The sequence below is a fragment of the Robiginitalea sp. SC105 genome (genome assembly GCF_014243345.1).
GTDB lineage: Bacteria > Bacteroidota > Bacteroidia > Flavobacteriales > Flavobacteriaceae > Robiginitalea.
In genome coordinates, this window is the sequence record NZ_JACLZF010000002.1 from 118,862 (window position 1) to 143,292 (window position 24,431).

General features: G+C 56.7%; 26 protein-coding genes. 13 read left to right on the forward strand and 13 right to left on the reverse strand.

All coding sequences use genetic code 11. The features are described from left to right. The first annotated feature begins 25 nt into the window (after window positions 1-25). The gene (locus tag H7F20_RS09610; RefSeq protein WP_185785972.1) at window positions 26-856 is read left to right on the forward strand and encodes a hypothetical protein; all 831 of its coding nucleotides are present in this window, start codon (window positions 26-28) and stop codon (window positions 854-856) included. Here H7F20_RS09610 and H7F20_RS09615 read toward each other — a convergent pair. Together H7F20_RS09615 and H7F20_RS09620 are read right to left on the reverse strand one after the other, a co-directional pair. Further along, window positions 838-1,083 carry a hypothetical protein gene (locus tag H7F20_RS09615; protein WP_185785973.1) on the reverse strand — a complete coding sequence of 82 codons (246 nt, stop codon included), beginning with the start codon at window positions 1,081-1,083 and terminating at the stop codon, window positions 838-840. The genes H7F20_RS09610 and H7F20_RS09615 overlap by 19 nt on opposite strands. 7 nt (window positions 1,084-1,090) lie before the next feature. Then, complete coding sequence (locus H7F20_RS09620; protein ID WP_185785974.1) at window positions 1,091-1,648, reverse strand: sigma-70 family RNA polymerase sigma factor; 558 nt, start codon at window positions 1,646-1,648, stop codon at window positions 1,091-1,093. Window positions 1,649-1,722: 74 nt separating this feature from the next. Between H7F20_RS09620 and H7F20_RS09625 the strand changes: the two genes are divergently transcribed. Continuing rightward, window positions 1,723-2,079, forward strand: coding sequence for a rhodanese-like domain-containing protein (locus H7F20_RS09625; protein WP_185785975.1), 357 nt, complete (start codon window positions 1,723-1,725; stop codon window positions 2,077-2,079). Window positions 2,080-2,086: 7 nt separating this feature from the next. On the opposite strand, the gene H7F20_RS09630 is transcribed toward H7F20_RS09625, so the two are convergent. The 3 genes from H7F20_RS09630 to purK form a co-directional block, all read right to left on the reverse strand. Next, a complete protein-coding gene (locus H7F20_RS09630) occupies window positions 2,087-4,120 on the reverse strand; it encodes a M3 family metallopeptidase (protein WP_185785976.1) in 2,034 nt (677 codons plus the stop codon). Between the two features lie 139 nt (window positions 4,121-4,259). Next, window positions 4,260-4,757 carry a 5-(carboxyamino)imidazole ribonucleotide mutase gene (gene purE / locus H7F20_RS09635; RefSeq protein WP_185785977.1) on the reverse strand — a complete coding sequence of 166 codons (498 nt, stop codon included), beginning with the start codon at window positions 4,755-4,757 and terminating at the stop codon, window positions 4,260-4,262. Next, a complete protein-coding gene (gene purK, locus H7F20_RS09640) occupies window positions 4,754-5,932 on the reverse strand; it encodes a 5-(carboxyamino)imidazole ribonucleotide synthase (RefSeq protein WP_185785978.1) in 1,179 nt (392 codons plus the stop codon). The genes purE and purK overlap by 4 nt, the downstream gene beginning before the upstream one ends. 117 nt (window positions 5,933-6,049) lie before the next feature. On the opposite strand from purK, the gene H7F20_RS09645 reads away from it, so the two are divergent. The 3 genes from H7F20_RS09645 (at window position 6,050) to H7F20_RS09655 (ending at window position 8,803) form a co-directional block, all read left to right on the forward strand. Continuing rightward, window positions 6,050-7,165 (forward strand): adenylate kinase, encoded by a 1,116-nt coding sequence (locus H7F20_RS09645; RefSeq protein ID WP_185785979.1) that lies wholly within the window; start codon window positions 6,050-6,052, stop codon window positions 7,163-7,165. A 49-nt stretch (window positions 7,166-7,214) separates the two neighbouring features. After that, window positions 7,215-8,216, forward strand: a complete 1,002-nt coding sequence (gene obgE, locus H7F20_RS09650; RefSeq protein WP_185785980.1) for a GTPase ObgE — start codon at window positions 7,215-7,217, stop codon at window positions 8,214-8,216. Between the two features lie 68 nt (window positions 8,217-8,284). After that, window positions 8,285-8,803 (forward strand): DUF4136 domain-containing protein, encoded by a 519-nt coding sequence (locus H7F20_RS09655; protein WP_185785981.1) that lies wholly within the window; start codon window positions 8,285-8,287, stop codon window positions 8,801-8,803. 69 nt (window positions 8,804-8,872) lie between these two features. On the opposite strand, the gene H7F20_RS09660 is transcribed toward H7F20_RS09655, so the two are convergent. Both H7F20_RS09660 and H7F20_RS09665 read right to left on the reverse strand, forming a co-directional pair. Then, window positions 8,873-9,658 carry an SDR family oxidoreductase gene (locus tag H7F20_RS09660; RefSeq protein WP_185785982.1) on the reverse strand — a complete coding sequence of 262 codons (786 nt, stop codon included), beginning with the start codon at window positions 9,656-9,658 and terminating at the stop codon, window positions 8,873-8,875. Window positions 9,659-9,668: 10 nt separating this feature from the next. Continuing rightward, window positions 9,669-9,986 (reverse strand): cupin domain-containing protein, encoded by a 318-nt coding sequence (locus tag H7F20_RS09665; RefSeq protein ID WP_185785983.1) that lies wholly within the window; start codon window positions 9,984-9,986, stop codon window positions 9,669-9,671. Window positions 9,987-10,143: 157 nt separating this feature from the next. Between H7F20_RS09665 and murC the strand changes: the two genes are divergently transcribed. Further along, window positions 10,144-11,499 (forward strand): UDP-N-acetylmuramate--L-alanine ligase, encoded by a 1,356-nt coding sequence (gene murC / locus H7F20_RS09670; RefSeq protein ID WP_185785984.1) that lies wholly within the window; start codon window positions 10,144-10,146, stop codon window positions 11,497-11,499. Window positions 11,500-11,515: 16 nt separating this feature from the next. On the opposite strand, the gene H7F20_RS09675 is transcribed toward murC, so the two are convergent. Then, window positions 11,516-11,959 (reverse strand): DUF1569 domain-containing protein, encoded by a 444-nt coding sequence (locus tag H7F20_RS09675; protein ID WP_185785985.1) that lies wholly within the window; start codon window positions 11,957-11,959, stop codon window positions 11,516-11,518. An 83-nt stretch (window positions 11,960-12,042) separates the two neighbouring features. On the opposite strand from H7F20_RS09675, the gene radC reads away from it, so the two are divergent. The 6 genes from radC (at window position 12,043) to H7F20_RS09705 (ending at window position 17,749) form a co-directional block, all read left to right on the forward strand. Then, window positions 12,043-12,738 carry a DNA repair protein RadC gene (gene radC / locus H7F20_RS09680; protein WP_185785986.1) on the forward strand — a complete coding sequence of 232 codons (696 nt, stop codon included), beginning with the start codon at window positions 12,043-12,045 and terminating at the stop codon, window positions 12,736-12,738. Between the two features lie 3 nt (window positions 12,739-12,741). Next, window positions 12,742-14,043, forward strand: coding sequence for a polysaccharide deacetylase family protein (locus tag H7F20_RS09685; RefSeq protein ID WP_185785987.1), 1,302 nt, complete (start codon window positions 12,742-12,744; stop codon window positions 14,041-14,043). Continuing rightward, window positions 14,036-14,725 carry a YjjG family noncanonical pyrimidine nucleotidase gene (locus tag H7F20_RS09690; RefSeq protein WP_185785988.1) on the forward strand — a complete coding sequence of 230 codons (690 nt, stop codon included), beginning with the start codon at window positions 14,036-14,038 and terminating at the stop codon, window positions 14,723-14,725. The genes H7F20_RS09685 and H7F20_RS09690 overlap by 8 nt, the downstream gene beginning before the upstream one ends. Before the next feature lie 66 nt (window positions 14,726-14,791). Further along, complete coding sequence (locus H7F20_RS09695) at window positions 14,792-15,346, forward strand: hypothetical protein (protein ID WP_255444055.1); 555 nt, start codon at window positions 14,792-14,794, stop codon at window positions 15,344-15,346. Further along, on the forward strand, window positions 15,343-16,806 hold the full coding sequence (locus tag H7F20_RS09700; protein ID WP_185785989.1) for a DUF5723 family protein: 1,464 nt from the start codon (window positions 15,343-15,345) through the stop codon (window positions 16,804-16,806). The genes H7F20_RS09695 and H7F20_RS09700 overlap by 4 nt, the downstream gene beginning before the upstream one ends. Before the next feature lie 10 nt (window positions 16,807-16,816). Continuing rightward, complete coding sequence (locus H7F20_RS09705; RefSeq protein ID WP_185785990.1) at window positions 16,817-17,749, forward strand: hypothetical protein; 933 nt, start codon at window positions 16,817-16,819, stop codon at window positions 17,747-17,749. Window positions 17,750-17,773: 24 nt separating this feature from the next. On the opposite strand, the gene H7F20_RS09710 is transcribed toward H7F20_RS09705, so the two are convergent. Next, complete coding sequence (locus H7F20_RS09710; RefSeq protein WP_185785991.1) at window positions 17,774-19,057, reverse strand: replication-associated recombination protein A; 1,284 nt, start codon at window positions 19,055-19,057, stop codon at window positions 17,774-17,776. A gap of 91 nt (window positions 19,058-19,148) precedes the next feature. Between H7F20_RS09710 and H7F20_RS09715 the strand changes: the two genes are divergently transcribed. Then, entirely contained in the window at window positions 19,149-20,021 is an 873-nt protein-coding gene (locus tag H7F20_RS09715; protein WP_185785992.1) for a rhomboid family intramembrane serine protease, read from the forward strand. A gap of 34 nt (window positions 20,022-20,055) precedes the next feature. Here H7F20_RS09715 and rlmB read toward each other — a convergent pair whose 3' ends face one another. The 4 genes from rlmB to H7F20_RS09735 form a co-directional block, all read right to left on the reverse strand. Continuing rightward, window positions 20,056-20,793, reverse strand: coding sequence for a 23S rRNA (guanosine(2251)-2'-O)-methyltransferase RlmB (gene rlmB, locus H7F20_RS09720; protein ID WP_185785993.1), 738 nt, complete (start codon window positions 20,791-20,793; stop codon window positions 20,056-20,058). 97 nt (window positions 20,794-20,890) lie between these two features. After that, on the reverse strand, window positions 20,891-21,622 hold the full coding sequence (locus H7F20_RS09725; RefSeq protein WP_185785994.1) for a hypothetical protein: 732 nt from the start codon (window positions 21,620-21,622) through the stop codon (window positions 20,891-20,893). A 187-nt stretch (window positions 21,623-21,809) separates the two neighbouring features. After that, window positions 21,810-22,754, reverse strand: coding sequence for a hypothetical protein (locus tag H7F20_RS09730; RefSeq protein WP_185785995.1), 945 nt, complete (start codon window positions 22,752-22,754; stop codon window positions 21,810-21,812). A 12-nt stretch (window positions 22,755-22,766) separates the two neighbouring features. Next, window positions 22,767-24,419 carry a SusD/RagB family nutrient-binding outer membrane lipoprotein gene (locus H7F20_RS09735; protein ID WP_185785996.1) on the reverse strand — a complete coding sequence of 551 codons (1,653 nt, stop codon included), beginning with the start codon at window positions 24,417-24,419 and terminating at the stop codon, window positions 22,767-22,769. Window positions 24,420-24,431: the final 12 nt, after the last annotated feature.

Here is a 24,431-nt window from a genome sequence, read left to right on the forward strand (position 1 = left end):
GAACACTTTGGCATACCTTTGCCTCATGCGTTTTTTCCGCTCCGTTTTGGGATTTTACGTAAACGGGAGTTTCCACGTGTCCGCGGCCCTGATCTCCCTTTTGCTGTATACCGAAATGCTGTCGGGTTTTCAGGTGGCCCCATCGTATTACGGGGCCCTTTTTTTTGGCAGCGTAGCTGGGTATAACCTCCTCAAATACGGGGTGGAGCACTGGAGGGACCGTCCCCGGCCGGGAGGCCGCTACCGGCTTATATACGCCATCAGCCTGCTGAGCCTCCTGGCCGGGGGCTGTTTTCTGTTAAAACTCGGGTTCCGCTTTTGGTTGCTAAGCGCAGGATGCGTCCTGCTGGCAGGGCTTTATGCGCTGCCGGTCATGCCGGGTTTCCGGAACCTGAGGAGTTTTGGTCTGCTGAAGGTTCCCCTGGTGGCCCTTATATGGGTAGCCGCCACGGTCTGGATCCCCGTTTGGGGCCCAGGCGCCTCCCTGGGTTGGGACTTATGGGTGGAAAGCGGGCAAAGGTTCCTTTGGGTCTGCCTGTTGATGCTGCCTTTTGAAATCCGGGACATGCAAACCGACCCCCCGGGGATGCGCACCCTGCCGCGCCGCCTGGGCCTGCCCCTTACGCGTCGGCTCTCCTGGATCGCTGCAATGCTTTTTGTACTGGCGGTTGGATTGAAAGACGCCCCTGCCCTGGCGGAATGGGTAAGTAAGGGAGTTGCCGCCATCCTCACTGGCCTTGCCGTTTCGGGGAGCAAGGAGGACCAGCCCGCTTACTACGCTTCTTTCTGGGTGGAAAGCATCCCGATTGCCTGCCTGCTTGTGTACCTGGGCTGGTCTCAGTTTGCCGGGCCCTGACCGCGAACCTGGTCCAGGCGTTTCCGGATGGCTTCTTTCTCGGCTTCCGAAAGGGACCGCAGGGAGGCCTGATTGCACAGGTCCGTCAGCCGGCTGTTTTTCCGGGAAAACCGGGCGCATTGCCTGCAAACGGCCAGGTGCGTCCAGAGGCGCAGCCGGTCCATGAAGGTGGCTTCCCGGTATTGGTTCTTATGGCAGATGGTCACCGCCTGCTCGCATGTAATCATGATGCAATCAATTAAACCACGTCTGGTTGAGGCATCCCATCAGGGACGTCCTGGCCCTGTGTACGATAACCCAGAGATTAGACGGGTTAATATCCAATTCTTTACAAACATCTTCCGTGCTCATCCCGCGGATGGTTTTCAGGGTGAATACGAGGGCCTGTTTTTCGGGCAGCCGGGCCAGGCATTCCCGGATGGCCAGCCCCAGTTCTTCATTTTCCAGGGGGTCATTTTCGCGGGTGGTTTCGGGGTCCGCGGCCATTTGTTCCAGCCAGTCGCCTTCCTGGTCCGACTGGGACGGGAAATGCATCTTTACCTCTGCCTGACCCTTGAAGGTGTTGGATTTCCGGTAATGGTCAATCACCTTCCGTTTCAGTATGGCTACCAGCCAGGTGCGCTCTGCGGCATTCCCCTTGAAGTTGACGGCGGATTGCAGCCCGGCGACAAAGGTCTCCTGTACCAGGTCCCTGGCGAGTTCGTCGTCGTTCACCCGTACTACCGCATAGTTGAACAGGTAGTCCGCATAGCGGTCTACCCAGGTTTCAGGATGTAGGGCATGCTGGGTCATCCGGCCGAAATAGGACTCAAAAATAAGTGAAATTTGAAGAATATTGGTACCTTGGATCCACAAGCCGGATTGCCATGAAAACTACCCTGTTCCTTTTATTTTCCCTTTTCGCCCTTCAGGCCCCTGCCCAGTTGCAACAAATGCCCATCACCGAATTCCGGGCTGCGGAACTTCCCGGGGATGCGGTACTGGTGGATGTACGCACCCCGGGGGAATTCGCCGGGGGCCACCTGCCCGGGGCCGTGAATATCGATTGGTTTGCCGAAGACTTCAACGCGCGTTGGGCGGACATCCCAAAGGATGCCCACATATACGTCTATTGCCAGAAAGGGGGTCGCAGTGCCCGCGCTGCCGGGCGCCTGAGCGAACTGGGTTTCACCCAAGTAACGGACCTCACCGGGGGGTACGAGGCCTATCGGAAAGGCGGCTGAACCCGGCTCACCGGACTGCCGGTACCAGGCCGGCCCTTTTCAGGAGGGCGTCGATTTGAGGTTCCCTCCCCCGGAAACGCACATAGAGTTCCATGGGGTCCTCCGTACCTCCCCTCGACAGGATATGTTCCCGGAAACGTCCGGCTACCTCCGGGTCAAAGATCCCCGAATCCTCAAAAAAGGCAAAGGCATCTGCATCCAGGACCTCAGCCCACTTATAGCTGTAATACCCGGAGGCATACCCCCCCTGGAAGATATGGGAAAAGGACGTGCTCATGCAGGTATCCTCATGCTCAGGGAACAGTCGTGTGGACGCGAAAGCCCCGGATTCATGTGCCTTTACATCTGAGATTCCCGTCGGGTCCCCCCCGTGCCATGCCATATCCAGGAAACCAAAGCTCAGCTGGCGGACCGTGGCAATCCCCTCCTGGAAATTTGCACTGGCCCGGATCCTGTCCACGAGCTCCTCAGAAAGGATTTCCCCGGTTTCGTAATGCCGCGCGAAAAGTGCAAGGGCTTCCGGCTGGTAACACCAGTTCTCCATGATCTGGCTGGGCAACTCCACAAAATCCCAGTATACGGAAGTCCCCGATAGCCCGGGGTAGTTGGTGTCTGCGAGCATCCCGTGCAGGGCATGGCCGAATTCGTGGAACAGGGTGGTCACCTCGTCAAAGGTCAGCAGGGCCGGCTGGCTGGCGGTTGGACGCGTAAAATTGCAAACAATGGATATATGCGGCCGCTCCTCCGTATCCCCCTTGCGGAACTGTGGTTTGTAGGAAGTCATCCAGGCACCGCCGCGTTTTCCGGGCCGGGGGTGGAAATCTGCGTAGAAGAGGGCAACCAGTTTCCCGTCGGCGTCCACAACGCGGTAGGTGCGCACTTCTTCGTGGTATACCGGCAGGGAATCATCCGGCTCAAAGGAAATGCCATAAAGCCTCCCGGCCACCTCGAATACGCCGTCGATGACTTTTTCCAACTGGAAATAGGGCTTGAGCACCTCGTCGTCCAGCTCAAATTTTTCCTGCTTCAATTTTTCCGAGTAGAAGGCTTTGTCCCATGGCTCCAGGTGCTGCAAACCGTCCCTGCGTTCTGCATAGGCCCGGAGTTCCTCCAGTTCCCGTTTTGCAGCCGGGAGCGCTTTTTCCCTAAGGGATTCGAGAAATTCCAGCACGGCCCCGGGGGATTTCGCCATCCGTTCCTCCAGCACAAAGTCGGCATGGCTGTCGTAACCCAGCAACCGGGCCCGCTGATACCGGAGTTTCGCTATTTTAAGGACGATCTCCCGGTTGTCCAGCGCATCCCCGTGAAAGCCCTTGCTCCCGAATGCCAGGTAGAGTTTCTTGCGCAGGCCGCGGTTGGCGGCATACTTCATAAAGGGGAGGTAGGAGGGGTATTCCAGGGTGATGACCCAGCCCTCCTTGTCGCGGGATTCCGCCTTCATGCGCGCGGCTTCCCGGAGGGATTCCGGCAAGCCCTCCAGGTCCTCTTCCCGGGTAAGGTGCAATTCGTAGGTGTTGGTTTCCTCCAGGACGTGTTCCCCGAACGTGAGCTTCAGGCGGGAAAGCTCCGAGTCGATTTCCCTGAGGCGTTTTTTGTCCTTTTCATCCAGCAGTGCCCCGTTCCGGCTGAAATGCCTGAATTTTTTTTCCAGCAGCGTGGCCGATTCCGGGTCAAGCTCCAGGGATTCCCGCTGTTCAAATACTTCCCGGACCCGTTCAAAAAGCCCCTGATTCAGGGTAATATCGTTGCTGAATTCGGTAAGCAGGGGGGATATTTCCTGTGCAAGTGCCTGGATTTCCTTATTCGTTTCGGCCGAATTCAGGTTAAAGAAGATGCTGCTGATGCGATCCAGGCGGTAGCCGGCATAATCCAGGGCCGCAATGGTGTTTTTGAAATCCGGGGGCTCCGGGTTTTGAGCAATGGCATCGATTTCCGCCCGGGCCTCGGCCAGGGCTTTTTCGAAAGCAGGTTTGAATTGATCTGTTTTCAGGGCATCAAAGGGAGCCGCATCAAAGGGCTGCAACAGGGGGTTGTCGTTCATAGGGAATTATGATTTAGATATCGGATGGATCGCATGGTCCATTCCGGGGCTGATTCGGGGCTTTGTGGGTTGATTCTGGACTTCGTCGGTTGATTCTGGGCTTGGGTGGGTTCCGGAGCTTAGGGTTCGATTCCGGACTTCAGGAATTGAACTTCCGGCGGACCTCCCCGGCACCATCCAAAACCTTTTCCTTTAGGCTTTCCTTGTACCCCGAGATCCTGGCCTGAAGTTCGGGGTCGGCACTGCCGAGGATCTGAGCAGCCAGGATGCCGGCATTCTTAGCGCCATTCAGGGCAACCGTGGCAACCGGGACCCCTCCGGGCATCTGCAGGATGGAAAGTACGGAATCCCAGCCGTCGATTGAGTTGGAACTCCTGACCGGTACCCCGATCACCGGCAGGGGCGAATAGGCGGCTACCATCCCGGGCAGGTGGGCTGCGCCACCGGCTCCGGCAATGATTACCGAAATTCCTTTCTTGTGGGCCCCGCTGGCAAATTCCGCGAGTTTTCCGGGGGTCCTGTGGGCAGACACGATGTCCACCTCAAAATCGACTTCAAAGGACTTGAGGATCTCGATGGCCTCCTGCATGACAGGCAGGTCACTGGTACTCCCCATGACAATGGCTACTTTACTCATTTCTCTTCTGTATTAGATTGCACGCGGATCCGGGATTTGACCAGGGCAGCGGTTTCCCGCGCTTTTTCCAGGGAGGCATCCGCAATGGTCACATGGCCCATTTTCCGGAACGGCCGGGTTTCTCTTTTACCATATATATGCGGGCTCACCCCGGGCATCGCGAGGATATCCCCGATCCCGTCATAGCGGACAGGTCCCCGGTAGCCTTCTTCACCTACCAGGTTCACCATCACCGTGGCCACTTTGTTGTCCGTTTTGCCCAGGGGGAGGTCCAGGATGGCCCTCAGGTGCTGTTCAAACTGGTCCGTGTAACTGCCTTCCAGACTGAAATGCCCGCTGTTGTGTGGCCGGGGGGCGACCTCGTTGACCAGGATGTCCCCTTCCGGGGTCAGGAACAACTCCACGGCAAGCAGGCCCACTGCCCCATAGGCCGATGCGGCTTTAAGCGCCGTTTCCCGGGCTTTTTGCGCCAGGTGATCCGGTATCCGTGCCGGGCAGAGGACATATTCCACCTGGTTGGCCTCCGGGTGGAATTCCATTTCCACTACCGGATAGGTTGTGACCTCCCCGCCGGGGTTTCGCGCCACGATCACCGCAAGCTCGGTGGTAAAATCCACCAGGTGTTCTGCAATGCATTCCACATTGGGCAGGCCTTCCAGGTCTTTGGAACCCCGGACGACCTTCACCCCCTGGCCGTCGTACCCGAAACGCGCGCTTTTCCACACAAATGGGAAGGAAAGCCCGCCGTTGCTGAGGCTGTCGCGGATCTCGCTCGTATAGGCAAACCGGTTGAACGGGGCGGTCGGGATACCCTTGTCGGTATAGAACAGTTTCTGGGAGGCCTTGTTCTGGATGGTTCGGAGCATGCCGGGTGGCGGGTAGACGCGCACGCCCTGTTCTTCCAGGTCTTCCAGGGCGGAGACATTCACGTTTTCGATCTCGATGGTGAGCACATCCACATCCCGTCCGAAGGCCATGACCGTATCATAGTCCATGAGGTCTCCCTCGACGAAGGTGTTACAGGCCAGTCGCGCAGGGGCTGCGGCCGACGGATCGAGCACCTTGGTGGCGATGTCCCACTTGCGGGTCTGGTAAAGGAGCATCTTACCGAGTTGTCCTCCGCCGAGGATACCCAGCGTAAAATCGGTCGAAAAATAAGGGGTGGTACCGGGCATATTCCGTTGTGTTCCGATTGGCATCAGTCCCACAAAAATACAGCTTAATCTCAGAAAGCACGGACCCCCTGCGTAAAAAAGAAAAATCAAAACACTATCTTCGCGGTTCGAGTAAGCATGGAACGCACGGTAACACTTTTTGGCAAACGCTTCGATCATTTTATCCCGGAATCCGAGATCCTGCAGGCCGTTGAAAAAATGGCTGCGGATATCGCCAGGGATTACAAAGATGAAGTGCCCGTTTTTGTAGGGGTGTTGAACGGGGCCTATATGTTCGTGTCCGATTTCATGAAGCACTATCCCCACCCCTGCGAGCTCACCTTTGTCAAGCTCGGTTCCTACCGGGGGCTGACCTCCACGGGCATCGTGGAGACCCTGCTGGACCTGCCCGAGCAGGTGGCCGGCCGGCATGTGATTATCCTAGAGGACATTGTGGATACGGGCCGGACCCTGCAGGAACTGGTCCACCTTTTTGCCAACAAGAATGTCCGCGATTTCAAGATCGCCTCCCTTTTTTACAAATCCGAAATTTACAACGGGGAATACCCCATCGATTACTTCGGGCTTGAAATCCCGGATAAGTTCATTGTGGGGTACGGCCTGGATTACAAAGAACAGGGCCGGAACCTGCGCGATATCTACCAACTAAACCGACAACCCATGATCAACCTTGTCTTATTCGGGAAACCCGGGGCCGGCAAAGGCACCCAGGCAGCCTTCCTGAAAGAGAAGTACGACCTGAAACACATTTCCACCGGCGACGTGTTTCGCCAAAACATTAAAAACGGGACAGAACTGGGGCAACTCGCCAAGTCGTATATCGACAAGGGCGACCTGGTCCCCGACGAGGTAACCATCCGCATGCTGCAGGGCGAAGTGGAAAAGGACCCGGATGCTGCCGGGTTTATTTTCGACGGGTTCCCAAGGACCGTAGCCCAGGCAGAAGCCCTGGATGAATTCCTGCGCAGCAAGGAGATGCGGATCGATGCTACCATCGCCCTGGAAGCGGGCGATGAGGTGCTTCTGGAGCGCCTGCTGGAGCGCGGAAAGGTCAGCGGCCGTTCGGATGACCAGGATCCTGAAAAAATCCGGAATCGCTTTGAGGAATACAACCAGAAAACCGCCCCGCTGAAATCCTATTACGAGGAGCAGGGCAAATTCCACAGCGTAAACGGCATCGGGGAGATCCAGGAGATCACCGGCCGGTTGGCCGCAGTCATCGAATCCCTCTGAAGGGGACCCGGGGACCCGGCACTTACGGAATACCACTAAACCCATCTCCATGACGGAAGGTAATTTTGTCGATTACGTTAAAATCCACCTGCAATCCGGGAAGGGGGGACAGGGTTCCTCCCACCTGAGGAGAGAAAAGTATGTGGCCAAGGGAGGCCCTGACGGAGGGGACGGGGGTCGCGGCGGCCACGTTATGGTACGCGGGAACAAGGACCTGTGGACCCTGCTTGGCTTTAAGTTTAAAAGGCATTTCCAGGCAGGCCACGGGGAGCACGGCGGACGCCAGCGGAGTACCGGGGCGGACGGGGAAGACGTGGTACTCGAGGTGCCATTGGGCACGGTGATCAAAGACCTGGAATCCGGGGAGCAACTTTTTGAGATTACCGAAGACGGTCAGCAGGAGATACTGGCCGAAGGAGGCCTTGGGGGACGCGGCAACTGGCATTTCAAAACCTCCACAAACCAGACCCCGCGGTATTCGCAACCCGGCCTTCCCGGGGAAGAAAAAACCCTGCTTCTCGAACTGAAGGTGCTTGCCGACGTAGGCCTGGTCGGCTTTCCCAATGCCGGCAAATCCACGCTGCTGGCAGCCATGACCTCTGCCAAACCAAAGATCGCGGACTACGAATTTACCACCCTCAAACCCAACCTGGGGATTGTGAAGTACCGGGATTTCCAGAGCTTCGTCATCGCCGACATCCCCGGTATCATCGAGGGGGCCTCTGAAGGACGGGGCCTGGGGCACTACTTCCTACGCCACATCGAGCGCAACGCGGCCCTTCTTTTCCTTATCCCTGCCGATAGTGCGGATATCGCGGCAGATTATGAAATCCTGCTGGGGGAACTGCGTAAATACAACCCCGAATTACTCGATAAACGCCGGTTGCTGGCGATCTCCAAAGCGGACCTCCTGGATGAGGAACTCACCCGTGAAATGCAGGCCGAACTGGAGCGTACCCTGCCGGATGTGGAATTTACCTTTATCTCCTCGGTTTCCGGCAAGGGCCTGACCGCCCTGAAGGATCGCCTCTGGAAGCTGTTGAACGAATAAATCCCCGCAGGTTTTACGACCCGCCCCCATTTCCGTATTTTAGGGTAAACGATTGAAGACCCTGTAACATGAAGCGTATCCTGCTCCTGACCTGTGTGTTCCTGCTTGCCGGTTGCGCCGGCATCCGCCTGCAGACCGATTACGAGCGGGAGCAGCAATGGGCCGGGTATTCCACGTTCAATTTTTATCCGGACATGCAAACCGGGCTCAGTGAACTGGATAGCCGCCGGTTACTCGATGCGGTGGAAACGGTCCTGCGCCAGCAGGGTTTCCGGCAGTCGGAGGAGCCGGATTTCCTGGTGAATGTTTACGGGGAAACCTACCAGCGGCCATCCGGCAGCAGTTTCGGACTTGGGATTGGCGGTACCGGTCGGAATGTGGGCGGAGGCGTTTCCGTGGGGATCCCGGTGGAAGGCAACTCCCTCAGCCGGCAGCTGACTTTTGATGTCATCGACCGGGCAAAGGAATCCCTGGTCTGGCAGGCCATCACTACGGACCGCTTCAGGGAGGATGCCGATCCCCTGGAACGGGAAAGACAACTCTACCGGGTGGCCGAAAAGGCCTTTTCCCGGTTCCCCCCTCAATAGGATTTCTGATTATAAGGCCTGGCCCTGAAGATTTTCACCGGGCACCCTGCCCGGCTAACTTACCCCCCCCTAATAAGACCTGAGCAACCCCCCGTCCAACGGGATTACCGCCCCGGTCAGGTAGGCGGCCTGGTCCGATGCAAGGAACGCTGCCAGATAACCGTATTCCCCGGGCTGCCCCAGGCGGCGCAACGGTACTTTTTCCCGTAGTGCATCTGCGACCTCTTCGGGGGCGATCCCCATTTGTTTGGCTTTTTTGGCATTCAGGGAGGCGAGGCGCTCCGTGTCAAAATAGCCCGTAAGGACCGAATTTACAGTGATGCCGTAGGGTCCCGCATCGGAGGCCAGCGTCTTGGCCCAGCTCACCACGGCTGCCCGGATGCTGTTCGAAAGCGCCAGGTAGCCCAGGGGCTCCCGTACCGAGACCGAGGCAACATTGATGATGCGTCCCCAACCCTGATCCTGCATATGGGGCAGCGCGCAATGGGTGGTATGTACCACCGACTGGAACAGGAGGTCAAACGCCTCCTGATAGTCCTCCGTGGTTTGTTCCAGGCTGGTGCCCGCCGGCGGCCCCTGGGTGTTGTTGACCAGGATATCCACCGGGTGGGCCTGCAGATAGTTCCCGATTTCGGATTTATAGGTATCCAGGCGGGTATAGTCCACCTGTATAAAGCGGTGTTCCCGGCCGGTCTCCGCTTTGAGTTCTCCGGCAAGGCGCTCCAGGCGGTTTCCGCTGCGGGCGGCAAGGGTCACCTGTGCCCCGCTCCGGGCCAGCTGCCGGGCAATCCCCAGTCCAATCCCCCGGCTACTGCCCCCAATGAGCGCGTGTTTTCCTTTTAAAGAGATTTCCATATGCGGCGGTTTATCGGTATTCCTCCCTGACTGGTGCAAAGGCATCGAGCAGCCGGCAATCCGTAAGGGCCTTACCGCTGTGGGGCACCCCGGATGGGATCAGTACCAGGTCGCCCGGGCCGTAGGTGCCGGTTTGGCCATCCAGGGTAAACTCAAAGCGGCCCTCCAGTACATGCATGATTTGCTCGTGTTCATGGTGGTGGGAGGGGACTTCCGCGCCGGCGGTAACCTCCCAGAAAACAAGGCTCATTTTTTGCCCGTGGACCATCCGGCCGCTAAAGCCCGGCATGATTTCCTTCGGGGTCATGGTTTGCAGGGAATATTCCATGTGCTGATATTTCGGGTTGGAAAGGTAAATTACGTCTTTCGGTCCAAATGGCAAGGCGTTTCCCGGACCCGGAGCGACAGCGCCCTTCCGGGGCCCGTGTAGCAGCTGGCAAACCCCGCGGCCATTGTGTATCTTTGGCGGCAATTAGCTATTCCGCATGAACATCCATTTTATCGCAATCGGCGGCAGCGCCATGCACAACCTGGCCCTGGCCCTCCACGACAGGGGATACCGGGTCAGCGGCAGCGACGACGTGATCTTCGAACCCTCCAGGACCCGCCTGGACCGGGCCGGATTGCTGCCCGAATCCTTTGGCTGGTTTCCCGACAAGGTCCATTCGGGCCTGGACGCCGTGATCCTGGGGATGCATGCCAAGGCCGACAACCCGGAACTCTCCAGGGCACAGGAGTTGGGCCTGCCCATCTATTCCTACCCGGAATTCCTATATGAACAGTCCAAAAACAAGACCCGGGTGGTTATCGGCGGCAGCCATGGAAAGACCACCATTACCTCCATGATCCTGCATGTGCTCAACTACTGGGACAAACCCGCCGATTACATGGTCGGGGCGCAGCTGGAGGGTTTTGACCGCATGGTGCACCTGACGGAAGAAAACGATTTCATCGTCCTCGAAGGGGATGAATACCTCTCCTCAGCCATCGACCGACGGCCCAAATTCCACCTCTACCAGCCGAATATTGCCTTGTTGAGCGGTATTGCCTGGGACCACATCAATGTATTCCCCACCTTCGACAACTACCGGGAGCAATTCCGCATTTTCCTGGAGGGGATCGTCCCGGGGGGCAGCATTACCTACAATACGGAAGACCCGGAAGTACGGGCGCTTATCGAGGGGCTGGAAGCACCCATCCGCAAATTTCCCTACGAAACCCCGGCCTATGAAGTGGTCGACGGGGTGACCCTGCTGGATACGCCGGAAGGACCCATGCCATTGAAGATCTTCGGGCAGCACAACCTGAACAACCTGGCCGGTGCCCAGTGGATCTGCCAGCAGATGGGGGTGGATGCGACCGATTTTTACGAGGCTATGGCTACTTTCAGGGGGGCGGCAAGGCGGTTGGAATTGCTCGCAAAAAGCGATTCAGGGTACCTCTTCAAGGATTTTGCGCATTCCCCGAGCAAGGCGGCTGCAACCACCCATGCGGTACGGGAGCAGTTTCCCGGGAAGGAACTCATCGCCTGCCTGGAGTTGCATACCTACAGCAGCCTCAATGCCGGCTTCCTGTCGGATTACCGGGGCAGCCTGGATGCCGCGGACCGCGCCCTGGTCTTCTATATCCCGGATTCGCTCAGGATTAAGGGCCTGGCGGAGATCAGCCCGGAGGACATCCGCAGGGCCTTTGCCCTTCCCAACCTGGAGGTTTACACGGATACGGCCTCTTTGCGGGATACCCTGGACCAACTCGATTTCACAGATTCGGTCCTGCTGCTGATGAGCAGCGGGAACTACGGGGGGCTCGACCTCCAGGCCCTGGCTGGAAAACTGGGTTAGGCCCGGACGAATCGGTTTATTTCCCGAATTGCCGCAGGTGGTGGTCCAGGTGCTTGTACTGCATCTGCCCCCACTGCTGGGGGGTGAGTTTCCCAAACATGGGATGGGGGTTCCATGTTTCCCGGCTTTTCAGTTCGTGGCAGGCGTCCACCAAATCCAGCAATACGGGATATTCGGTTTCAAAATCCTTTGGCTCGATTGCCCTGGCCTGGGGTGCTGTTGGCAGGCTTTTCCGCCAGGGGCGGTCATTGTACAGGCTTTTTTTGAAGAACCATACCAGGAACGGATTGCTTTTAAGCTTCAGGTCTTTGTTCTTAATGGCCACCTTGAGCGGGAACTGGCAATGCCAGACCATCTGCCCGGCGTCCATACGGCCCCAGAGGGGTTTGTCATCCTTGTTCAACGAATTTAGCCGATGCCTGATTTCCCGGTAGGCCTCCGGTTCAAATAGGGATTTCACGGGTTGCTTTTGAACGGAAATTACAAAAAAATCGAAGCCCGCTGCTTCCGGTTTGCATTTTGAAATTGTTATTTATTTTTGAAATGCCGCAGGAAAAACAACGGGTAACCATCCGCTGCTGGTTGCCGGGGGAACGTCCCCGGGAACGCCTCCTCGATTCCGGGCCCCCGGCCCTGTCGGAGGCTGAGTTACTGGCTGTCCTGCTGGGTTCCGGCACCCGGGGAACCTCGGCCGTTGCGCTAGCCAGGCGGATACTGGAGCAGGCAGGCGGACTTTCCGGCCTGCAAAGGCTTCCGTTGGAGCGGCTGCTTGTTTTAGACGGGATCGGCCCTGCGAAGGCGGCAGCCATCGGCGCGGCCATGGAAATAGGCAACCGGTTGGCCCAGGCGCCCGGCAATAGCCGGGTCCGGATCCGGGAAAGCCGGGATGCACACCAGCTGATGCGGCCCGTCCTTTCCAGGCTGGAACACGAGGAGTTCTGGGTGGTATACCTGAATAACGCCAATGCGGTGATCAGCCGGTTCCAACTCAGTAAGGGGGGGCTGACCGGTACCCTGGTGGATGTGCGACTCCTGCTTAGAAGGGCACTTGAATTGGGCGCCGTATCTTTGGTGCTCGTGCACAACCATCCCTCCGGGAACCTGCAGCCGAGCAATGCGGACCGGCAGATCACCCGGAAAATCGTAAAAGCGGCCCATACCATGGATATCCGCGTGCTGGACCACCTGATACTCGGAGGAACGACGTATTTTAGCTTTGCAGACGAACAATTACTGTAGGAATTGGCAGAACTTCTAATTTATACACACAAAATCAGCCCGCGATTTTCGTACACGGCCCGGCAGTTGTTTACGCGCACCCTGGGGATCGACGTACGGTTCAGCAGCAAGGTGGAGGATTTCATCGCCCACAAGGGCCCCAAGATTACGTATACCCGCCAACCCCTGCAAAATGAGTTTTTTATCCGCAGCCACGACCTGCTCTTCCAGCAGGGGGTGGACACCATCCCGATCCAGATGGGGGACTGGGACGGGCTGCCCTGTTTTTTCCGTACCGGGGAGCGCTCCAACATTCCCTACGACATCTTTGCCGCCTCCTTTTACCTGATCAGCCGGTACGAGGAGTACCTGCCCCATCTAAAGGATATGCACGGGAGGTTTCCGCCCCGGGAAAGCCTGGCATTTGAGCACGACTTTCTCCACCTCCCCCTGATTGACCTCTGGGCCTATAAACTCCTCGGCCTTTTGCAGGAGCGGTTCCCGGACCTCCAGGCCCGGCCGGAGGGATATGCATTCCGGCCGGTCATCGATGTGACCACTTCGCATTGCTTTGCCCGGCGCGGGCTTTTCAGGAGCCTGGGAGGGTTCCTTTTTGACCTTTCCCGCCTGAAATTCCGCCGGAACTGGGAACGGGTAAAGGTGTGGTTCGACCCGTCCCGGGACCCCTATGACAATTATGAGGAACTGATTGCCATCCACAAGAAATACCCGGTGGAAGCCATGTTCTTTTTCCAGTTTGCCGAATATTCCACCTACGACAAGAATGTATCCCCCAACAACAACCGGTTCCGGCACCTGATCAAATCGGTCGCCGATTATTCCATTGTCTCCCTGGCCGTTTCCTACACGGCTTCCCGCAATCTGCCTGTGCTGAAAGAGGAGAAAAAGAGGTTGTCCGACGTCCTGAACCGCCCGGTAAAGTACTCGCGCCTGCGCTATAACCGGGTCGACATCCCCCAGTCTTACCGGGACCTGATCGAGGCCGAGTTCAGCGAGGATTATACCATGGGGTACACCCACCGGATCGGTTTCCGCGCCAGTACCTGTACCCCCTTCTATTTTTACGACATCAACCTGGAAACCCAGCAACCCATCCGCGTGTACCCCTTTGCCTTCCACGATTATTCCCTGCTGGCCTTTGCAAACCGGAAGGCGCTTTGGGAGACCCTGGATGAACTGTACGCAAACCTCAAGCGGGTCAACGGGTATTTTGGCTGTGTTTTCTCCAATGAGCTGCTGGGTGGGTACCAGACCAGGGGCTGGCTGGAACTGTATGAACAGGTTGTATCCAAATACCATGCTTGAGCAACCCGTTACCGATGTGTTTTTTGACCTGGACCACACCCTGTGGGACTTTGAGCGGAATTCGGAACTCACCTACCGCCGGATCTTCCGGGATGCGGGCCTTCAGGTGGATATCCCGGCCTTCCTGCAGGTTTACATCCCCCTGAATTTTGAGCTCTGGAAGGCGTACCGGGAGGGCAGGATCGGATCCCGGGAACTTCGGTATACCCGGCTTCGCAGCGTTTTTGAGAAATTGGGCATGGCGGTGGGGGACCAGCAGATCGAATGGCTTTCAGAGGCGTATATCGAATTTTTATCCACCCACACATACCTGATGCCGGATGCGGAGGACATCCTGGGTTACCTGAGCGGGAAATACCGGTTGCATATTATTACCAACGGTTTTGGGGAAGTGCAATATAAAAAGCTCAGGAATAGCCGGATTGACGGGTATTTCACCGAGGTAATCCACTCAGAGCGGGCCGGTGTGAAAAAGCCGGATCCGAAAATATTCCGGCTCGCACTGGAACTGGCCGGTATCGGGGCGCGGCAGGCTGTGATGATCGGGGACAGCCTGGAGGCGGACATCCTTGGTGCACGGGCGGTGGGCTTTCAGACCATTCACTTCAATGTGCACGGGGATGCTGTCGGGGCTGCGGGGCCGGTGATCCACGGCCTCAGGGAAATAAAATCCTATTTATAGAGTTATTCATTAAGAACGGAGATCGTATGCCGCCGGCTTCGGCGTAATACAGGTAATCCATTTGCTATGAATTTCAAGGGAATCCTTTTGCGGATGGGCATCCTGGTATGGGCAGTCCTGCCTGCCGGGTGTGCCGAAGAACAGGATTTTGACCAGTATCAGGACCTGAATGTGACTCCTACGGTGGAGGCGAGCATGCTCTATGTGGAAGCCCCGGAACGGATCATCAACCAGATAACCGATATAAGTTTTGTCCAGCAGACCTTCAATTTTGATGCGTTTGCCGAAAACTTCGTGGCCGAGCGGGTCCTGGACGGGGTGGTCACGTACGAACTGGAAAATACCACCAGCAAACCCCTGGATATCCGTTTCGAATACCTGGATGACGCCGACAACGTGCTGGACACGGAGACGTTCGCCGTTCCTGCGGCACCTACTGCCGTCCTGCGACGGGAGGTGGCCTATGGGGGAATGGGAAACCGCAGTATCGACATTATCCGCAACACCTCTGCAATCCGCCTGAGTGCCGCCAACCTGGGGGATAATACCAGTGTATCCAGCATTCCGGACCCGAAGGTGATCCTCAGGTCCAGTGCCAAATTCCGGATTCGTTTAAAATGAAAGGCCTGCGGATGGCAGCCTTGTTCTGTATTGCCTGCACGGGCCTGATGCCGGGGCAAAACAGGCAGTTACTCTATGATTTTACCGAAATCCCGCAGGCGCTGCTGGTCAACCCGGGGGCGGTTGCCGGGTATCAATGGTATGCCGGGGTCCCCCTCCTTTCGGGTATCTCGGTACAGGCGGGATCCAGCGGTATCAGCGTGGATGACCTCTTTGCCAATGACGGCCTGGATATCAATGACAAGGTCAGGGACCGGGCCGTTTACGGGATGGATACCCGGGACGAATTCAGCACCACCTACCAGGTGGAGTTGCTGAGCGGTGGGTTCAGGAGCCGCTCCCGCCCGTCCGACTTTTATTCCTTTGGGATCTATCACGAATGGGACATGATCCTGTACTGGCCCCGGGACCTGGCGATCCTCGCCTGGGAAGGTAATGCGGACCAACTGGGAAGGCGGTTTAACCTGGGCCACCTGAAAACCCGGGGAGAACTCCTGAATGTATTCCACTTTGGCGTCAACCGACAAGTAGACAACCGCTGGACGTTAGGGGCACGTGCGAAAATCTATTCCGGGATCCTGCATTACCGCAGCTCCCGGAATACCGGCTATTTCCTTACTGAGGAGGGGGAAAACAACCTGGTTGCCAATTCGATAGATGCAGACATGCGCCTGCAGACCTCAGGGTTTGAGGGGCTCAGGCAAATCCTGGACGACGACACGGCAGACCAGTTTCCGGCCCTGCGCAGCCACCTGGTCCGGCGGGGCTTTTTCGGGGGTGACCTCGGGGTGGGCCTGGACCTGGGATTTACGTATTCCCTGACCAACAGGCTGGTGGTCACGGGCAGCCTGCTGGACCTCGGGCTCATGGTCTACCACACGGATACCAGGAATTTTTCGCTTCGCGGGGCGGCTACTGTTGAAGGGGTTGAGGTAATCCTGCCGGAAGCCCTGGCCGACCCCGACCGGGATTTCTGGCAGGACCTGGTGGATGAAGTTGAGGCACTGGTCCCATTTGAGGAAGATTCAAGGGCTTTTGTCGGCTTCAGGCCCACCAAGCTCTACGGTTCCATCCGATACAATTGGGGGCAGCCGCAATCGGGGCCGGTACCCGAGCCCTGTGACTGCGATTACAGGACAGGGGGAGCAGCTGGCCGGCAAATATCCGGGTACCGGAACGCCGTGGGCGCCCAATTGTTTGCCATCAACCGGCCAAGGGGCCCGCAGGCGGCCCTGACGGCTTTCTATCTCCGGCGGGTTGGCAACTGGCTTGCCCTGAAGGCTACGTATACGGCGGATAAGTTCACCCTTTCCAACCTGGGCCTGGGGATGCAGTTCCAGGCCGGGCCCGTGCAGGCATACCTGCTGGCGGATAACCTGTTGGGCTATCGGAACCTGGCGGGCAGCCGCTACGCCTCTTTCCAGTTCGGATTAAATATCCTATCTTGGAAACGCAATTGAGAATCCATATATGTTACTGAAAATAAGCGCTTTCCTGATCTGTGCCAGTTGTTTTTTTACCGGCCGGGCCCAGTTCAATTCGTATAAATACATGGTGGTCCCGACGCGTTTCGAGGACTTCCGGAAGACCAACCAGCACCAGACGAGCACCATCCTGAAGTATTACCTGGTCGAAAAGGGGTTGCCGGCCGTTTACGATGCCCAGCAACCAAAGGAAATCAAGGTCGACCCCTGCCAGGCCGCCTATGTCAACCTCCGGGACGAGTCCGGCATGTTCCAGACCCGCGTGGTCGTGGAATTCTCGGATTGCGAGGGGAATATCCTGCTGGAAACCAGGCAGGGTTCCAGCAAGATCAAGGACTATGATTCGGCGTATAAGGAAGCCATTGCCGATGCCCTGGAGTCCCTTTCGGGCGTAAAATACACCTATAATCCGCCGGCAACAGCCGGCGGGGACCCTGCGGTTGCGGCTTCCGCTTCCGTGGCTGCAACCAGGGCTGACGTGGCGGATTCACCCAGCCGGGAGATGCCTGTTGAAGAAGAAGCCCAAACCGGGATGGCCGAGGCCCTCGATGTTGCCCGGGATGCCGTGCCCGAGGGCAGGGAAAGCCCCGCTGCGGCTGGAGGGAACCCCGCGGCATCGACTGCGATGGCAGTGGCCGCAGGGGGAAGTTCCGCTGCTGCGCCCGCGAATGCCGTTGCCGACCAGAAAACCGCTCCGGCAGATTTGTTGTATGCCCAGGAAATTGAAAATGGTTACCAGCTGGTGGACAGTACGCCAAAAGTCCGGATGAAACTGATGGAAACCTCCCAGCCGGACCGTTTTATCGCCCTGGTCGACGGGCAGCCCAAGGGGATGGTTTACCAGCAGGGAACCCAATGGGTTCACGAATTCTACGAAGCGGGTGAGCTGCGAACTGAAGCACTCCAGATAAAATTCTGAACGGCATCATTCGATGCCCGTTATTTATTTACCGAAATCGTATTTATCCTTCCAACGGGACTGGAGGAAATCCTTCAGGGAGGCTTCCCTTGGGTTATTGCCGGGTTGGTAGAAGCCGGTGCCGGAGAGGTCGTCCGGGAGGAATTCCATTTGGGCAAAATTCCCCGGGTGGTCGTGGGCATACCGGTACTCGGAACCATAGCCCAGGTCCTTCATTAGCTTGGTGGGGGCATTGCGCAACGGCAGGGGTACCGGGAGGTCGCCTGTCCGGCCAACGGCATCCATGGCAGCCTGGATGGCCGTATAACTGCTGTTGCTCTTGGGGGAAGTTGCCAGGTATACCGCGCACTGACTCAGGATGATCCGGGCCTCCGGGTGCCCGATGACCTGTACGGCCTGGAAGGTGGCATTGGCCATCACCAGGGCCGTGGGGTTGGCCAGCCCGATATCCTCAGAGGCGGATATGACCATGCGCCTGGCAATGAATTTTACGTCTTCCCCACCGGCGACCATACGGGCAAGCCAGTAGACGGCGGCATTGGGGTCGCTCCCCCGGATCGATTTGATGAAGGCCGAGATGATATCGTAATGCTGTTCCCCTGTTTTGTCGTACCGGGCCGGTTGGTTCTGTACCAGTTCGGTTACCCGCTGGTCGGTGACCACCACAGGGTCCGATTCGGATGCGGCAACCACGAGCTCAAAAATATTGAGGAGCTTCCGCCCGTCCCCCCCGGACAGCCGCAACAGGGCGTCGGTTTCCTTTAATTCGATCTTCCGGGATTGCAGCCAGGAATCGTGTTCCATGGCGCGGTGCAGCAGATTCAGCAGATCGTCCCGGCCGAAGGATTCCAGGGTATATACCTGGCAGCGGGAGAGCAGGGCGGGGATTACCTCGAAGCTCGGGTTTTCGGTAGTTGCGCCTATTAGGGTTACCCATCCCTTTTCAACGGCTGCCAGGAGGGAATCCTGCTGGGATTTACTGAAGCGGTGGATTTCATCTATAAACAGGATGGGGTTCCGGGTAGTGAACAGGCCTCCGCTCTGCCGGGCTTTGTCGATCACCTCCCGCACGTCCTTCACCCCGCTGTTAATGGCCGAGAGCGTATAAAAAGGGCGGCCGCTCTCCTCTGCGATGATGTGGGCCAGGGTGGTTTTACCGGTACCCGGCGGGCCCCACAATATCAGGGAGGGAATAGTGCCTGTCCGGATTTGCCGAGTCAGCGCTCCTTCCGGTCCCACCAGGTGGGACTGGCTTAGGTAGGCTTCCAGTTTCCGGGGTCTGACGCGTTCTGCTAGCGGCTCGTTCATACCGTAAAAATACTATAATTGGCAGGAAAGGGGCAGCCGGTAGACCAGGATTTTCAGGTGGTGGGCAGGTAATTTAGTAACTTGGCATCCAATGTCTGAGGTCCAACATTTTCGGTATTCCGGCCGGGTAATTACCGTCCCCCTGGGTTTGGTGCTGGGCATTTGGAGCGTTTATATGCTCGAACTGCGCCTGGGCCTGAACCTGAATTCCTGGGGAATTTACCCCAGGGACCTGCAGGGGTTACGGGGCGTCTTCACCAGCCCCTGGATACACGGGTCCCTGGATCACCTGTACAACAATACGCTGCCCCTGGCCATCCTCACGGCCGCGCTCTTCTATTTTTACAGGCCCATCGCCTGGCGTACGCTCATTTGGGGGACGCTGCTTACCGGGATCCTTACATGGTGCATTGGCAGGCCTTCCTACCACATCGGGGCCAGCGGGGTCATTTATTTGCTGGCGAGCTTTATCTTTTTCAAAGGCATCCTCACCCGACATTACCGCCTGGTGGCGCTTTCACTGGGGGTGGTGTTCCTTTACGGCAGCCTGCTTTGGTACATATTCCCCGTCAAGGAGGGCATTTCCTGGGAAGGGCACCTGAGCGGGGCCGTCAGCGGGCTCATTTTTGCGGCACTATTGCGGGTACGCCTGCCGTCCCCCCCGAAATACGACTGGGAACGGGAGGATTACCGGGAAGATGACGATCCCTTTATGCAGCATTTTGACCGGGATGGAAATTTCATCGAGACACCGGGAGCATCCGATGAGGGGCCGGCTGCATGGGAAGCAGAGGCCTCGACGGGAGTCGGAAATATCGCTGGCGGGGCCAGGACCTCCACAGGAGCCGGAAATGCCTCAGAACCGGACCAAAACAAGGGGGAGGGCGGCTCCCGGAGTGGAGGAGGCGTCCGCATTCGGTACCATTACCGCACGGACAGGGACTCCGGGTCTTCTCCGGAATAGGGGCCCTGCCCGGGCATTCGGGGCGCAGCGATACCTATCCCAGGCGCTGCCTGAGGGCCTCGAAGAGGAAGACGCCGCTGGCAACCGAAACATTCAGGGATTCGATAGTGCCCTGCATCGGCAGCCGCGCCTGCTGGTCGCAAAGTTTCAACAGGGACGGGTTGATCCCCCTGTCTTCCGAACCCATGAGTACTGCCAGGGGCCCTGTCAGGTCTGTTTCGTACAGGGTCTTGCCGGCTTTTTCCGTGGCGGCAACAATCCGCACCCCGCAGGCCTGGAGGTAATAGATGGCGTCTTTGAGGTGCGGGCATCTGGAAATGGGCAGATTAAACGCAGCTCCTGCCGACGTTTTTATGGTATCGGCGGAAACCGGCGCACTTCCGCTGGCCGGCAGGAACAGGCCATCGAGTCCCGCGCATTCGGCAGAGCGTATGATGGCACCCAGGTTGCGCACGTCGGACACCCCGTCGAGCAGGAGGAACAAAGGATTGGTTTTCCGGGCCATCACCTCGTCGATCAATGAGGTGTGATCCCTGTAGGTAATAGGGGAGAGGATCGCTACCACCCCCTGGTGGTTTTTGGAGGCAAAACGCCGAAACCGTTCCGGAGGGACCACGGTCAGGGTCATCTGGTGTTTTTTGGCCACATCCTGCAGCTGGCGGAACAGGCTGCCGGAAAGGTCCTTTTGCACCAGGATACGTTCCGGGGTCTTGCCGGATTCCAGTGCCTCGAGAACGGCCCGGATCCCGAATATTTCCATTTCTTCCTTCATAGTGGCTTTCCCTGCAGGGTTTGGTGAACAGGCGGCAAGTTAAATAAAAAAAGCCATCCGGTTTCGCGGATGGCTCCTTACATAGTTTATCGTGGCCTCATGCCTGTTTGTTCAGGAAACTGAAGACGCGTACCAGGTCTTCTTCCTGGTTGAGGTTGATATCCTGCTCATCGATAAATTCCTTTAATTTATCCTGCAGGGATTTGTCGAAGGAACGGATAAACCGGTTTTTACGAGTGGGGAGGTACTGGGCCACCTTTCCGTCAGGGGTAAAGTAGTAGTACTCGATAAAAAGGGAGAATTTATTCGGGGTAGGCCGTACCAGCGAATTTACGGGCTGCGTACCCTGGGTAAACTTCACGTTTTTCTTAAAGAGCAGGCTGTATTTGTCCCCGTCCTTGAGGCGGTACAGGTACCCATTGCGCATCTGGTCCTTTTTGTTCTCGTAGGTCATCAGTGAGAGCTCATTCCCGTTTTCCAGGTCGATGAGGGTCAGTTGCCGCATGGTAGCCAGGGAGCTGACCTCTTCCCCTGCGACCTGGGAGTCCTTAATCTCGATTTCATCGTTCAGGGCGTTGTGGCGATAGAAAAACTTACCGATTTTTTCATCCCCGAAAAAGATCTCACAGGGCTTGAAATCATCTTCGATATAGGGGGTGCCGACGGTTTCCAACACACCGGTATTGATCTCCTTTTTATTGCGGAGCTGGTTAAAGAATTCATTCTGGGTGGCGCTGGAGCCATCATACCGCAGCTGAACCGGGGCCTGGGCAAAGGCAGTACCCATGAGGGCCAGCATCAGGAAGCTTGATAAAACTGTTTTAATCATTTTGAAATATTTAAGGTGGTAATATAGGGAATTTAAAGAATAACTGGAAGGTCCAATCGAGGGAATACCAAGAACATCTGTTGTCAGAAAACAAAGAAAAATCAAGGTTCCTTACAAGCGGCCTAATAAAAAAGCTCCCTGCCGAAAAAGGGAGGGAGCTTTAAAAATATAGATTGGTCTGCGACTATCAGAAGGTGTCGTTACAGTAGTCCAGATCGATAGGACCAGCTGATGAACCGGGTGAATAATTCGCAAGTACATTTCCGGTGGGCGAGGTAATGGTAAAAGCAATCTCACCATAAAAATCTCCCGGGAACGTAGCGACCATAGAGCTGGTACCTTCCGGAACCGTAATGGTTGCAGTACCCTGCGAAGGCACAGATCCGGCTACATCATTGGGATCCTCCACACAACCCGGACGGGGTCCGTAGTCGGAGCAAAGCGATACTTCAAATACAGTACCATCGTTCAGCTCAAAGGTGATTCCGGAACCACCGCCTCCGGAGGATGTCTGCCAGCCGTCACCGTAGGTATCTTCCATGTCAATTGTCCAGACGCCAGGTTGTGGCGGACAAACAACCAGTGATACATAGTTGTAGGGAGAAGAATAAAACCCTCCTACAGCCGAAACGTTACCGTTGGCATCACCGGGCCCGAAGGTCCGGCCATCGGTAAGGGTTACCGTCCACTCCAGGGTGAAGCGGTCTCCTCCGGTAATTTGAGAAGCATTCAACCCAAATAGTGTCAAGGCATCCCCAAGTGTATATTCCACAGTGGTGATCGGCAGGCCGAAATCACTTACTTCGAAATCATCCGGAGTAAGGGTCGGACCAAGTTGGAGAGGTCCTACGGATTCATCGGCCCCATCGGTGTCATCATTATCTGTGTAGGTAAGGAAAACATCCACTGATGCCAGCTCCGAAGGGTCCTGGCCATCGAATTCGAAGGTCACAGAGGCACTGGAAGAGGTGTCATTTTTGTTGATGGCACCACCCGTGGTATTTGTGATCCGCAGGAAGGCTCCGGTCTGGAGCTCCGCCTCAACGATATCGATTACTTTGTCATCGCTGCTACAACCCAAGAGGGCGAGTACCAGAGATGCAGTTAGAAACTTATTTATTGCTTTTTTCATTGCAGTTGTTTTTTAATTAGATTCCGGGAACCCGGGTGAACTGGGGTTAGTATCCCAGTATACCTGGGAAGTTACTCCTGACTTCTGCGTAACGTTCGAGTTGTTGTTCACGAAGTTCGCAGGGTAGAAGAACGAGCGGATAAACCCACCTGGCTGCGGCTCGACATTCGGCTGCAGGTTAGTCGGGTAACCGGTTCTCCGGTAGAAGTTGTAAGCGTCGATACCGTTTCCGTAGAGGGAGGTAAAGAACTCACGAGCCAGTACATTCCAACCGCCTTCAGTGTCTGCATCAAATGCTGCGTCGACCAGGTCGGCATGAGCGTCAACTTCCGCCTGCGTGGGTGCAAGGGAAAGATCCGATGAGCCGTCGCGTTCTCCAAATGACAGTACTTTTTCCACTGACTTGGTAAGGCCTTCCAGGACGGCGGCTTTGGCTGCTCCAACATTGCCGGCCACCATAGCAGCTTCGGCAATCAGGAAGTCCATGGAAGAACTCAGGATGATCGGGGTGATACCGTTACCGCCGGCACCGTCTCCGAGGAGCATGCCTTCGAAGGAATCATCGTCAAACTTGCCCCCGGCAGGATAAACACCCACTGTGGTACGGAGGAAGCCGTCCGGCGGGATCCCCTCGTTGTTTCCGTGGTCGCGTCCCCAGAAACCGTTGGGCAGCGTACAGAAAGGGAATCCGTCGTAATGAGCCGGTGCTTCCTGAAGCGAGCACTGGAGAGTTTCCAGGGCAGGATCAGATCCGTCAGAGCCGGGAGTCACCTCGTTCTGGCGGTAGAAATAGTACCGCAGGCGGGGATCGTCGTTAGTATCCATGTAGTTCATCAGGTCAATGGACATGTAGTCGGAAGCACCTCCGGAAGGAGCGTAGTTCAGACCATAACGCGGGTGACGCGTATCCGGCTGTACCACATTCGTGCCCCAGCTGAACTGCAGGTCTTCTTCAATGGAAGTGATGTAATTACCGGAAGCCACAATCTGGTTGAAGGCAGCTAACGCCCCGTTGTCTACCAGGCGGGTGGTCATGTACATCTTCATACGCAGCGAATTGATCGCCTTGATCCAGAGGTCTTCATCTCCGTCGTAGAAGAAGTCATTCTGCGGCAGGGCTGCAGCAGGTGCGCCAAAAGCCGCTTGCGCTTCGTCGAGCAAGTCGAAGGCGGCTGCATAAACGCTGGCGCCGTCATCGAGGTTCGGGTTGAAGTTCTCCGCCCCGAGGTTTGCCTCAGAGTAAGGGACATCGCCGAAAAAGTCAACCAGGGTGACCATGGTGTAGGCCTCCATGAATTTCCCCATTCCAATGTGGTAATTCAGGCCCCTTTCATTTGCGATGCCATACATTGCACCGAGGTCCGTACGGATCTCAGTGTACGCATCCTCCCATCTGCCGTCGAAGGTGTTGGGCTGGTAGTTATTGATGTAACTCCGACCGAACATATAGTCGATACGGGTTACCTCTGCTCCGGTGCGGCCAAAGGCCTCAACCACCCGGGCAAAGTCTTCCTGAATTCCGTTGAGCAGGAAGTCAGGGCTCGCCTGGTCAGGAGAGAGCTGGTTCGGATTCTTTGTCAGATCCAGGTCCGTCGTCTCGCAGGACTGGAGCATAAAGAGCCCGAGTACGCCTACGAAACATAATGTGTTAAACAATATTTTCATGATATATCGTCT